The organism is Rhodococcoides kyotonense, assembly GCF_001645385.1.
Classification (GTDB): Bacteria; Actinomycetota; Actinomycetes; order Mycobacteriales; family Mycobacteriaceae; genus Rhodococcoides; species Rhodococcoides kyotonensis_B.
In genome coordinates this window covers 134,341-147,308 of the sequence record NZ_LVHI01000041.1, presented here as the reverse complement: position 1 = coordinate 147,308, position 12,968 = coordinate 134,341, and the positions used below count along the sequence as shown (strand labels likewise).

The window sequence follows — 12,968 nt, the reverse complement described above, 5'->3', positions numbered from 1 at the left end:
TACGATCACCAAATGGGTCAAGGTCGGTTGCCTGATGGTTTCGGGGTGCGCGTCGATCCGCGCGTACGTACATACTCGGACGGTCGCGTTCTGATCGGGGGATCCCCCACACGCATGCTGAAGTTGGCGCCCACGGCCGCCGCGATGATCGGCGACGGTTTCCTCGAGGTCACCGATTCACAGTCCGCTCTCGTCGCGCGGAAGCTGCTCGATTCGGGCGTGGCGAATCCGCGGCCGATGTCGATCCCGTCGCCCCGCGATGTCACCGTCGTGGTGCCGCTGAAGAACAACGCAGCCGGCCTCGGACGATTGCTGCCTGCGCTGCACGGCCTGAACGTCATCGTCGTCGACGACGGATCGGACGTGCCGGTGAAGCCTCCCGCGATGGAGTGGAGCGTCGGCGGGGTCACGGTTCTGCGGCACGAGACCTCACGCGGGCCGGCAGCGGCGCGCAACACGGGGTTACGCAGCGCCACAACCGATTTCGTCGCGTTCCTCGATTCCGACGTCGTTCCGCGCAAGGGCTGGCTCGAGGTGATGCTCGGGCACTTCTCCGATCCGGCGGTCGCTCTGGTCGCGCCGCGCATCGTGGCACTCGAACCGGAGGGCAACGCGCTCGCCCGGTACGAACACGCCCGGTCGTCCCTGGATCTGGGGCGTCGGGAGGCAGCGGTGCAGGCGGGTAGCTCGGTTTCCTACGTGCCGAGCGCAGCGATGTTGATTCGCCGCCGCGTCGTCGAGGAATGCAACGGCTTCGACGAGTCGATGCACGTCGCCGAGGACGTCGATCTGTGCTGGCGACTGCAGGAGGCCGGGTGGCGCCTGCGGTACGAGCCCGTCGCCAACGTGGCGCACGACCACCGGGTGACGTTCGGCCGCTGGTTCGGACGCAAGCTGTTCTACGGCACCGGTGCCAGCCCACTCGCCGACCGTCATCCCGGCATGGTGCCTCCGATCGCGATGTCCCCGTGGACGCTCGTCGCGTGCCTGCTGGCGGCGAGCCTGACCAAGATCGGGGTGATCGGTGCACTCGCCACGCTGGCCGTCACCATCGGACGCTTGCGCAAGATGTTCGTCGGACTCGACCAGCCGACTCGCATCGCGGCCATCCTCGCGACCGAAGGTTTCGTCGCCGGCCTGTGGCAACTCGCATCGGCGCTGTGCCGACATTATTGGCCGATCACTCTGCTGGCGGTGTTGCTGTCCAGTCGAATTCGCAAGATCGCGCTCGGGCTGGCGGTGGCAGAAGCCGTCGCCGATTGGTACAAGCACCGTGAGCTCGGCGGACTCGACCCGATCCGTTACGCGTTCTTCAAGCGCATGGACGACGTCGCGTACGGTGCTGGACTCTGGCGAGGTGCCGTCGAATCTCGGAGCTTCGGCGCGTTGACGCCTCGTATGGATTCGTGAGCGGTCCCGCCGTCGGCCGATCGGACGTCGTCGACGCGGATGTGATCGTCGTCGGTGGCGGCTCGTCCGGTTCGGTGGTGGCGTCTCGGCTCAGTGAGAACCCGGACTGCAGGGTTGTCGTCGTCGAGGCCGGGCAGGGCGTCTCCCGCGTCCAGGACTACCCACCGGACATCGCCGACGCCCATGTTCTGCCGGTCGGACCTGGCAGTCCGTGGACGTCGTCCTACCCGGCAGAGCTCGCTCCCGGCGTCGAGCGTGAGATCTCGCGCGGCCGAGTGCTCGGTGGATCGGGGGCCGTGAACGGCGCGTACTTCATCCGGGCCCGGCCGGACGACTTTCTGCACTGGCCGTCCAGATGGTCGTACGAGAACGTACTGCCGTACTTCACGGCGTCGGAGACCGATCACGATTACGCGAGTGACCGCCACGGCAGCAGCGGGCCCATCCCGGTGTGGAGAACAGCGCCGAAGGAGTGGAGTGGCGTCACTGCCGCGTTCGTCGACGCGAGCGAGTCGCTCGGGTTCCCGGCCGACCCGGACAAGAACGATCCAAGCCCGGTTGGAGGAACAGGGCCGGTTCCGCTCAACGTCTTTCGCGGAATGCGCATGAATGCTGCTGCGACCTATCTGATTCCGCGTCTGAGTCGTCCCAATCTCGAGGTTCTCACGGAATCGACCGTTCTGAAGATACTGTTCGACGGCGACGCAGCATGCGGAGTTCGTATCCTCCGTCGCGGCGTGACAACCGACATGCGAGCGAGCCGCGTCGTCCTGTGCGCAGGTGCGGTGCGCACACCGCAGTTGTTGATGTTGTCCGGAGTCGGACCGGCGGAGTCGTTGCGGCACTGCGGAATCGACGTTCGTCTCGACCATCCCCGAGTGGGTCGAGGTTTTTCCGATCATCCCGAAATCGGTGTCTACTACCGTAGTTCGGTACCCTTTCGACCCTCGTCACCGATCGAGGTGGTTCTGCACGTCGGCGACCTCGAAATCCGGCCGTACACAGCGTCGTTCGGATACATGATCGCGGGCATCGGCCCGGTGGATCCCATGATCGGAATCGGATTGATGCGGGCCGACAGTCGCGGGGACATCACGCTGCGCTCGGCCGATCCGCTGGACTCGCCGTTCGTGCGCTATCGGTATCTGGACTCGGCGGCGGACCGTGCGGCGCTGCACGCAGGTCTCGACGTCGTCGACGCGTTGTTGTCGACGGCGCCGATGACCGCTGTCGCAACGAAGCTCGAGGTAGCCGGCGACAGGTTGCTCGGCCGACTCGGCACGGCTCTGCACCTGTCGGGAAGTTGCGCGATGGGCGGCCCGGACGCGGTACTCGACGACCGATGCCGTGTCCGAGGTGTCTACGGTCTCGACGTCGTCGATACGTCGTCGTTCCCGGTCGTGCCCACGCGTGGTCCGCACGCGACCGTGATCATGCTGGCCGAACGCGCAGCGCGCGACATCGCCGACGACCTGGGCTGAACGAGCGTCCGTCGATTATCGGCTACGGTCGGCAGCAGTGACCGTAGCGCCGCACCTCACTCGGGGGTGTGCGGCTGTACCTGCGTGTGTGAGCTGCGTTACAGTGGTGTGAACGCGTCTGAAGAGGGACTACGTAGATGACAGGAAGAGTGGCAGGACAGGGCAACCCGTGGGTAGCAGTTCGCCCCGGTGACGACGTCGATGTCCTGGCTCGCAAGATGTCGACCGCTCATCGGTCCTTCGTCGAGCACGAGTGGCCTGCAGGGGATTCCGTCCGATCCGTCGTCCTCGATTCCTGGATGCGGAGTCGTACCAAGGGAGTCGACCCCAACGGTCGCGACGAGGCCCCGGTGCTGACGGGTGTCGAGTTGGAGCGGTATCGCAACGGTCACCCCATGTCGATCATTCGGCCCGTCATTCGCAAACTTCTCGTCGAGGATGCCGCCGATACCGGTCTGCTCGTGGCGATCTCCGACGCGGAGGGCCGCCTCCTGTGGGTCGAAGGGGACACGTCCGCGAAAGACCGTGCTCAGATGATGAATTTCGCCGAAGGGGCGGATTGGAGCGAGGAAAGCAAGGGCACCAACGCGCCGGGAACCGCGCTCGCCGTCGACCATTGTGTGCAGATCTTTGCCGCCGAGCACTTCACTCGTACCGTGCACGACTGGAGTTGTTCGGCCGCTCCCGTGCACCACCCGACGAGCGGGCACATCCTCGGCGCCATCGACATCACCGGAGGACCGCGCGTCGCAGTCCCCGAGGTTCTCTCGTTGATTCGTGCGACCGTCGCCGCAGCCGAGTCCGAGCTCCGCGTGCATCTGATGAACTCGCCGAAGTCGTTGGGCGAGACAGCTCCTCGCCTCGAAGTGCTGGGTTCGGGCAGGCCGGGACTGGTCCGGGGAAGCGGTCGCACCGCATTGTCGCAGCGTCACGCCGAGATTCTGCTGCTGTTGGCTGATCATCCCGAAGGACTCAGCTCAGACCATCTCGCAGTGCTGCTCGACGAGCAGGAACTCGACTCGGTGACCATCAGGGCCGAGATGTCGCGTCTGCGCAAGACGTTCGGCTCCTCCGGCCTGGCGTCGCGCCCCTACCGACTGGTGGGTGCGCTGACGTCCGACGTCGACGACGTTCGTCGGGCGCTCGATCGCGGCGACGTGGAAGCAGCGTTGCGTATCTATGCCGGCCCGGTGCTGCCCGGATCGGTGTCGCCCGGGATCGAGGAGATTCGCGACGAGCTGCGATCGCGGGTCCAGGCTGCACTACTGCGCGTCGGCGACCCGATGTTGCTGGCGCAATGGACGTCGTCGATCCACGGCAGGAGCGACCTCGTCGCGTGGGAGGCCTACCGGGCAACGCTGAGTGCCGATTCCGCGTTGTACGGCCAGGTCAGCGCACGTATCGACCATCTGGATCGCCAGCTCGGCATGTAGTTTCTTTCTGCACGCAGTGCAGCAACGTAGTTGCAACGTTGCAGACTCTAGTGTTCTGAATCACATCAGTTGATGAACGACGAAGGAGTCACTAGATGTCCGTCTATGCCCGCCCAGGTACCGCAGATTCAGTCATGTCCTTCCAGCCGCGCTACGACAACTGGATCGGCGGCGAGTGGGTCCCGCCCGTCAAGGGCCAGTACTTCGAGAACCCGACTCCCGTCACCGGTGAGAACTTCTGCGAGGTAGCCCGCTCCACGTCCGAGGATATCGAGCTCGCGCTCGACGCCGCGCACGCCGCAGCACCCGCCTGGGGCAAGACCTCCGCCGCCGAGCGCGCAGTGCTCCTCAACAAGATCGCCGACCGCATGGCCGAGAACCTCGAGTCCATCGCACTCGCGGAGTCCTGGGACAACGGCAAGCCGATCCGTGAAACCCTCAACGCCGACATTCCGCTGGCGATCGACCACTTCCGCTACTTCGCCGGATGCATTCGCGCGCAGGAAGGTTCGCTGTCGGAGATCGACGACGACACCGTCGCCTACCACTTCCACGAGCCGCTCGGCGTCGTCGGACAGATCATTCCGTGGAACTTTCCGATCCTGATGGCCGTCTGGAAGCTCGCTCCCGCACTGGCGGCAGGCAACGCCGTCGTGCTGAAGCCTGCCGAGCAGACCCCGGCGTCGATTCTCCATCTCATCTCGATCATCGGTGACCTTCTTCCTGCCGGAGTCGTCAACGTGGTCAACGGATTCGGCACCGAAGCGGGCAAGCCGCTCGCGTCGAGCCCGCGCATCGCCAAGATCGCGTTCACCGGTGAGACGACCACGGGACGCCTCATCATGCAGTACGCGTCGCAGAACCTGATCCCGGTCACCCTCGAACTCGGTGGCAAGAGCCCCAACGTCTTCTTCTCCGACGTCCTGTCGTCCGACGACGACTACCAGGACAAGGCTCTCGAGGGCTTCACGATGTTCGCGCTGAACCAGGGCGAGGTGTGCACGTGCCCGTCGCGCTCGCTCATCCAGGCCGACATCTACGACGAGTTCCTCGCACTGGCTGCGATCCGCACGAAGGCTGTGCGACAGGGCAATCCGCTCGACACCGAGACGATGATCGGTGCGCAGGCGTCGAACGATCAGCTCGAGAAGATTCTGTCGTACATCGAGATCGGCAAGGGCGAAGGCGCGCAGGTCGTCACCGGCGGCGAACGCGCACAGCTCGGCGGTGACCTGAACGGCGGCTACTACGTGCAGCCGACGATCTTCACCGGCAAGAACGACATGCGCATCTTCCAGGAAGAGATCTTCGGACCGGTCGTCTCCGTCACGTCCTTCAAGGACTACGACGACGCCATCTCGATCGCCAACGACACCCTCTACGGTCTCGGTGCAGGTGTCTGGTCGCGCGACGGTGGCGTCGCATACCGCGCGGGCCGCGACATCAAGGCCGGCCGCGTCTGGACGAACACGTACCACCAGTACCCGGCACACGCGGCCTTCGGTGGTTACAAGCAGTCCGGCATCGGACGTGAGAACCACAAGATGATGCTCGACCACTACCAGCAGACGAAGAACCTCTTGGTCAGCTACGCCCAGAAGGCTCAGGGCTTCTTCTGATGCCTGCCGCAAGCCGGCCCCCGGCCCGGCTCAGAGCAACCGCCGGGGCGATGGAGCTTCTCCGTCGCCTCGGCGGTAACCACGGCGCACTGATGATGCATCAGAGCGGTGGATGCTGCGACGGGTCGTCGCCGATGTGTTATCCCGCAGACGAATTCATCGTCGGCGACCGGGACGTCCTGCTGGGGCTGTTGGACCTTCGTCTGAACGTCGGCGACATCCCGACCGACCTTCCCGAGGGCGGCGACGCGGTACCGGTGTGGATTTCGGGTTCGCAGTTCGAAGCCTGGAAGCACACTCAGATGGTGCTCGACGTCGTCCCGGGTCGTGGTTCGGGGTTCTCGCTGGAAACTCCGGAGGGGCTTCGGTTCCTGAGTCGCGGCCGCGCGTTCACGCAGGACGAGTGGGACGTGCTGAAGGACGAGACTCCGTTCGTCGGAGTCGATTGGGAAGAGGGGCGTAGGCCGCCTGTGCCGGACGACGTCATCGTCGTCGCCGAGGCAGTGGACGCCTGTCCGGTGCCAGGGATGTTGCAGGGTTAGGCAGCTTCGCTGCACGTGCGTGGAAATGTATACCCGGCGGGAGTGGAGCCTGCGGAACGACCCGGCAGCACTGTACATTCCCACGCACGTGCGCCGAAGGGGCCTAGAGTCGATCCGGTGAAAAGTTCCACACCTTCGGACGCTCCCGGTGGCGAGAGCCTCCGTACGGTCGTCGTCGCATTTTGTGCCAACCTCGGCGTCGCCGTCGCCAAATCCGTTGCGGCCGTCGTGACCGGGTCGGCATCGATGGTTGCCGAAGCGGCTCACTCGTGGGCCGACACCGGCAACGAGATATTCCTGCTCGTCGCGAACAAGCGCGGGTCCCGCGGTCCCGACCGCCGTCGGCCCCTCGGCTACGGCCGCGAAGCGTACGTCTGGTCACTGCTCGCCGCCATCGGGCTGTTCGTGGCGGGCTCGGCGGTGTCGGTGTGGCACGGAATCACCTCCCTCCTCGGCGGCGAGTCGTCCGCCGAGAACTACACGATCAACTACGTGGTGCTCGCAGTCGCGTTCGTCCTCGAAGGAATCTCGTTCCTGCAGTCCGTCAAACAGATTCGCGGGGAAGCGAACGCGTACGAGACGGACTTCCTCGACTACGCGCTGGAGACGTCCGACCCCACACTGCGTGCGGTGTTCGCCGAAGATGCCGCCGCGCTGATCGGTCTGGTCATCGCTGCAGCAGGTATCGGACTGCATCAGCTCACCGGCTCCGCCGTGTGGGACGCGCTCGGGTCGATCGCCGTCGGTGTGCTCCTCGGCGTCGTCGCGATCGTTCTCATCGATCGAAATCGTCGATTCCTCACCGGAGAACCCGGGCCCGGCGCATTATGGGACGCGGTGGTGAGTGGCATCGAGAAGTTCCCCGAGGTGGCGTCGGTTCGTTTCGTCCGCATCGAATTCGTCGGTCCGAAACAGATTTTCGTCGTTGCCAGCGTCGACCTTGTCGGTGACGCCGTCGAATCCTCGATCGCCCATGTGCTCCGTCGATTGGAGAGCCGTCTCGAGTCCAACGTAGCCGTCGTCGACGCGGTGTTCACCGTGTCCGATCCGGACGAGGGCGACACCGGAACCGTCTCGCACCGCACGTAATACAGCCGTCATCTGTTGATGACGCCCCGCTTACAGCGTCGGCCTATCTTCGCTGCAGCGAGAAGCGCATTCGATGAAAGAAGGCCACCCATGTCCGTCGCCGAACCGGCAGGCGCTCACCACGACGGGACCGAGTCCCACGTCGAAGGCGGGGACTACCTCGCCAAACGGCAGTTGAAGAAGGGCACCGCGGGCTGGATTCTTCTCGCAGGGCTCGGCGTCAGCTACGTCGTCTCCGGTGACTATTCGGGCTGGAATTTCGGGCTCGAACAGGGCGGGTTCGGTGGTCTGCTGATCGCCGGAATCCTGATCGCCGGGATGTATCTGGCGATGGTGCTGGGCATGGCGGAGATGTCGTCGGCGCTTCCCGCGGCAGGTGGCGGTTACACCTTCGCCCGCCGCGCGCTCGGCCCGTGGGGCGGATTCGCAACGGGCACAGCCATTCTCATCGAGTACGCAATCGCGCCCGCGGCCATCGCCACCTTCATCGGCGCCTACGTGGAGTCGCTCGGACTCTTCGGTATCACCGACGGATGGTGGGTGTACCTGGCGGTGTACGCGATCTTCATCGGCATCCATCTGGCTGGTGCGGGCGAAGCGCTCAAGATCATGTTCGTCATTACCGCGATCGCACTCGTCGGTCTCGTGGTGTTCGCCGTGTCGGCACTGGGACAGTTCGACGCGTCGAACCTCACCGACATCGCGCCGACGGATGCCGCAGGGGCGTCGAGCTTCCTCCCGTTCGGCTACCTGGGCATCTGGGCGGCGGTGCCGTTCGCGATCTGGTTCTTCCTCGCCATCGAGGGTGTTCCACTCGCCGCCGAAGAAGCCAAGGACCCGTCGAAAAACGTGCCGCGCGGCATCATCGCGGCCATGGGGGTGCTCCTCGTGACCGGGGCCGGCGTGTTGTTCCTGGTGACCGGCGCAGGCGGGGCCGAGGCGATGCAGTCCTCGGGCAATCCGCTCGTCGAGGCGCTCGGTGACAACTCGGCCGCCAAGGTCGTCAACTACATCGGGCTCGCCGGTCTGATCGCCAGCTTCTTCTCGATCATGTACGCGTACTCCCGTCAGCTGTTCGCACTGTCGCGAGCCGGCTACCTTCCGAAGACGTTGTCGGTCACCAACTCTCGAAAGGCTCCGACGCTCGCGCTGATCGTGCCCGGCGTCATCGGCTTCCTGCTCTCGCTCACCGGCCAGGGTGCGATGTTGCTCAACATGGCAGTGTTCGGGGCCGCGCTGAGTTACGTTCTGATGATGATCAGCCACATCGTGCTGCGTCGTAAGGAGCCGGCCATGGAGCGTCCGTACAGGACGCCCGGTGGCGTCGTCACCACCGGCTTCGCGCTCGTCGTCGCTGCACTGGCCGTCGTCGCGACGTTCCTCGTCGACAGCACGGCCGCGCTCTGGTGCCTCGGCGTGTTCGCCGCGTTCATGCTCTACTTCGGCATCTACAGCAGGCACCATCTCGTCGCGAACTCTCCCGACGAGGAATTCGCCGCCCTTGCCCGGGCCGAAGCCGAGCTCGAATGACCACCTACAGGCATCAGGTATCCGGAACGACCTACCAGTTCGACGGCCTCGTCGACTTGATGGCCAAGGCCACTCCGCAGCGATCCGGGGACGAACTCGCCGGCTGCGCGGCACAGTCCGACGCCGAGCGTGCCGCGGCGCAATGGGCGCTGGCGGATGTCTCGCTCGATACCTTCCTGCACGACCTCCTCGTCCCGTACGAGACGGACGAAGTCACCCGGCTCATCATCGACTCGCACGACCGCGTCGCATTCGGGACGATCTCGCATCTCACCGTGGGCGGTCTTCGAGACTGGTTGCTCGACGCGGCCGCGCGGGAGGACTCGGTGCGAGTTCTGAAATCGATCGCATCGGGGCTGACGCCGGAAATGGTTGCGGCCGTCAGCAAGATCATGCGCAATCAGGATCTGATCGCCGTCGCCAGGGCGACGGAGGTCACGTCTGCATTTCGTACGACGGTCGGCTTGTCGGGAACACTGGCGACGCGGCTGCAGCCCAACCACCCGACGGACGATCCGAAAGGCATTGCCGCAGCGACGCTCGATGGGCTGTTGCTCGGATCCGGTGACGCCGTCATCGGAATCAACCCCGCGACCGACTCGCCGCACGCGACGTCGGACCTGCTGCACTTGCTCGACGAGATCCGTCAGCGCTTCGAGATTCCGACACAGTCCTGCGTGCTGTCCCACGTGACGACGACGATGGAACTGATCGAGAAGGGCGCACCCGTCGATCTGGTGTTCCAGTCCGTCGCAGGCACCGAGGGCGCCAATTCCGGTTTCGGCGTGCATGTCTCGCTGCTGCGGGAGGCCAACGAGGCAGGACGCTCGTTGCACCGCGGAACCGTCGGAAACAATGTCATGTACTTGGAGACCGGGCAGGGTTCGGCGCTGAGCGCGGGTGCTCACGTGGGCATGGACGGCAGACCTGTCGATCAACAGACGCTGGAGGCGCGCGCGTACGCCGTCTGTCGCGATCTCTCGCCGCTCCTGGTCAACACCGTCGTCGGGTTCATCGGTCCCGAATACCTGTACGACGGAAAGCAGATCGTTCGCGCTGGGCTCGAAGATCATTTCTGCGGCAAGCTACTCGGACTGCCGATGGGCGTCGACGTCTGCTACACCAACCACGCCGAAGCCGATCAGGACGACATGGACTCCTTGCTGACGCTGTTGGGTGCAGCCGGAGTCGCGTTCGTCATCGCAGTGCCGGGTGCCGACGACGTCATGCTCGGCTACCAAAGCCTGAGCTTCCACGATGTGCTCTATGTGCGACAGGTGTTGGGGCTGAAGCCTGCTCCCGAGTTCGCTGCGTGGCTCGACCGGTTGGGCATGGTCGACGGAACAGGTCGGCTCCTGGACATCGATGCAGCCGGGTCGCCGCTCCGAGCATTGACGAGCTCGCGATGAGCGGTGTCGAACGGCGGGACGACGAATTCTGGGACGACTTGCGGCTGACCACACAGGCCCGAATCGGACTGGGGCGCACCGGCGATGCGCTTCCGACGTCACGAGTGCTCGAGTTCAGGTCGGCGCACGCTGCGGCGCGCGACGCGGTCCACATGCCGTTGGACGTGGAGGCGTTCGCGGCCGAGGTCGAGGCGGTCGGCGTCGGAAAGCCTGTCGCCGTGACGTCGCGTGCGGAGTCCAGGGCCGAATATCTGCGACGGCCGGATCTCGGGCGGCAGCCGAAGGATCTGAGCGCGATCTCGGCAGGCGAATTCGACGTGGGTGTCGTTCTGAGCGACGGCTTGTCTCCGCGCGCGCTGATGGATCACGGTACGCAGATGCTTCGTGCCCTCGTGAGCGAACTGTCCGACGTGTATTCGATTGCGCCGCCGGTCATTGCAACCGAGGCGCGCGTCGCGCTGGGCGACCACATCGCCGAGGCGATGGGGGTGCGGACGGTGCTCGTGTTGATCGGGGAGAGGCCAGGGCTGTCCGTCGCCGACAGTCTCGGAATCTATCTGACGCATCTGCCTGCCCCGGGCAAGTCGGACGCCGATCGCAACTGCATCTCGAACATCCACCCACCGGAAGGCCTCGGCTACGAGCAGTCCGCGAAGATCGTCGCGAGCTTGATCGCGGGCGCCCGAAAGTTGGGTAGGTCGGGTGTCGCGCTGAAGGACACATCCAGGGCCGACGCGCTCGAGAACTCTGGCGTGAAGGTGATCTCGGAGTAGCCCCGTTCGGGGGTGGTAGGTAGTGACGGGCGTCACTATCGTGGGTGAAATGGAAACTCTCAGCTACTCCTCCGGGGTGTCGTCCATACCGATGCTGGGCGACACCATCGGTGCCGACCTCGATCGAACCGCTGCCCGCCACGCCGGCCGCGACGCTCTCGTGGACGTCGCCACGAACCGGAGGTGGACGTACTCCGAGTTCCTGGCCGACGTCGAGATCTTGGCCGCCGGCCTGCTGGTCAAAGGCGTCGTGAAGGGCGACCGGGTCGGGATATGGGCACCGAACTGCCCCGAATGGGTGCTCGCGCAGTATGCAACCGCCAAGATCGGTGCGATTCTCGTCAACATCAACCCGGCCTACCGGACGCACGAACTGCAGTTCGTACTGAAGCAGGCAGGGGTGTCGCTTCTGCTGTCTGCGCCCGAATTCAAGGGCGCGGACTACGCGGCGATGATCGAGAAAGCGCGGACGGACTGCCCCGATCTACGCGAGGCCGTCTTCGTCGGCAGTTTCCCGTGGGAATTGATGACCGATCGCGGGCACAAGGCGCTCGCGGAGAACCCGTCGCTCGTGGCCGATGCGCAGAAGCTGTTGAGCGCCGACGATCCGATCAACATTCAGTACACGTCGGGCACAACGGGTTTCCCGAAGGGTGCGACGCTCAGTCACCACAACATCTTGAACAACGGATTCTTCGTCGGCGAACTGTGCCACTACACCGAGGTCGATCGCGTGTGCATTCCCGTGCCGTTCTACCACTGCTTCGGGATGGTGATGGGCAATCTTGCGTGTACGAGTCACGGTGCGGCCATGGTCATTCCGGGCCAGGCGTTCGATCCGGCAGCGGCGTTGAAGGCCGTCGCTCAGGAGAAATGCACGTCGCTGTACGGGGTACCGACGATGTTCATCGCCGAACTCGCTCTGCCCGAGTTCGATTCGTACGATCTGTCGTCGCTGCGGACGGGCATCATGGCGGGCTCGCCGTGCCCGACCGAAGTCATGAAGCAGGTCATCGAACGAATGGGCATGGCCGAGGTGTCGATCTGCTACGGCATGACCGAGACGTCACCGGTGTCCTTGCAGACCCGCAGCGACGACACCATCGACCAGCGCGTGTCGACGGTCGGAGCCGTCGGACCGCACCTCGAGGTCAAGATCGTCGATCCCGTCGACGGGCTGACCGTGCCACGCGGCGAGGCAGGGGAGCTGTGCACCCGCGGTTACTCGGTGATGCTCGGCTACTGGGAGCAGCCGGAGAAGACCGCCGAGGCGATCGACGCGGCCGGATGGATGCACACCGGCGACATCGGAATCATGGATTCGGACGGCTACGTATCGATCACCGGCCGCATCAAGGACATGGTGATTCGCGGCGGGGAGAACATATACCCCAGGGAGATCGAAGAGTTCCTGTACACCCACCCCGATATCCTCGACGCCCAGGTGATCGGGGTTCCCGACGCCAAGTACGGCGAAGAACTCATGGTGTGGATTCGGATGCGCGAGGGTGCGGAACCGTTGGACGCCTCGGGGATTCGAGCCTTCAGTGAGGGGAAGCTCGCGCACTACAAAATTCCGCGGTACGTCCACGTCGTCGACGAATTCCCGATGACCGTCACCGGGAAGGTCCGAAAGGTCGAGATGCGGGAGAGGTCGCTGGATTTGCTGAGCTGAGATTTCC

At 64.8% G+C, this 12,968-nt stretch carries 10 protein-coding genes; all 10 read left to right on the top strand.

Annotated features, from left to right (window positions below; translation table 11 throughout):
* The first annotated feature begins 12 nt into the window (after window positions 1-12).
* The 10 genes from mftF (at window position 13) to A3K89_RS25065 (ending at window position 12,961) form a co-directional block, all read left to right on the top strand.
* A complete protein-coding gene (mftF, locus tag A3K89_RS25110; protein WP_068432393.1) occupies window positions 13-1,410 on the top strand; it encodes a mycofactocin biosynthesis glycosyltransferase MftF in 1,398 nt (465 codons plus the stop codon).
* A complete protein-coding gene (gene mftG / locus A3K89_RS25105) occupies window positions 1,407-2,891 on the top strand; it encodes a mycofactocin dehydrogenase MftG (protein WP_068432391.1) in 1,485 nt (494 codons plus the stop codon). Before mftF ends, mftG begins: the two co-directional genes overlap by 4 nt.
* Before the next feature lie 137 nt (window positions 2,892-3,028).
* Window positions 3,029-4,324 (top strand): transcriptional regulator, encoded by a 1,296-nt coding sequence (locus A3K89_RS25100; RefSeq protein ID WP_068432387.1) that lies wholly within the window; start codon window positions 3,029-3,031, stop codon window positions 4,322-4,324.
* Between the two features lie 95 nt (window positions 4,325-4,419).
* Entirely contained in the window at window positions 4,420-5,943 is a 1,524-nt protein-coding gene (adh, locus tag A3K89_RS25095; protein ID WP_068432382.1) for an aldehyde dehydrogenase, read from the top strand.
* A complete protein-coding gene (locus A3K89_RS25090) occupies window positions 5,943-6,485 on the top strand; it encodes a DUF779 domain-containing protein (protein ID WP_174551508.1) in 543 nt (180 codons plus the stop codon). The genes adh and A3K89_RS25090 overlap by 1 nt, the downstream gene beginning before the upstream one ends.
* A gap of 117 nt (window positions 6,486-6,602) precedes the next feature.
* A complete protein-coding gene (locus tag A3K89_RS25085) occupies window positions 6,603-7,574 on the top strand; it encodes a cation diffusion facilitator family transporter (protein WP_068432371.1) in 972 nt (323 codons plus the stop codon).
* A gap of 90 nt (window positions 7,575-7,664) precedes the next feature.
* Complete coding sequence (gene eat, locus A3K89_RS25080; protein WP_068432368.1) at window positions 7,665-9,104, top strand: ethanolamine permease; 1,440 nt, start codon at window positions 7,665-7,667, stop codon at window positions 9,102-9,104.
* Window positions 9,101-10,513, top strand: coding sequence for an ethanolamine ammonia-lyase subunit EutB (locus A3K89_RS25075; RefSeq protein ID WP_068432365.1), 1,413 nt, complete (start codon window positions 9,101-9,103; stop codon window positions 10,511-10,513). Before eat ends, A3K89_RS25075 begins: the two co-directional genes overlap by 4 nt.
* A complete protein-coding gene (gene eutC, locus A3K89_RS25070; protein ID WP_068432362.1) occupies window positions 10,510-11,286 on the top strand; it encodes an ethanolamine ammonia-lyase subunit EutC in 777 nt (258 codons plus the stop codon). Before A3K89_RS25075 ends, eutC begins: the two co-directional genes overlap by 4 nt.
* Before the next feature lie 49 nt (window positions 11,287-11,335).
* The gene (locus tag A3K89_RS25065) at window positions 11,336-12,961 is read left to right on the top strand and encodes an AMP-binding protein (RefSeq protein WP_068432359.1); all 1,626 of its coding nucleotides are present in this window, start codon (window positions 11,336-11,338) and stop codon (window positions 12,959-12,961) included.
* The last annotated feature ends 7 nt before the right edge of the window (window positions 12,962-12,968 follow it).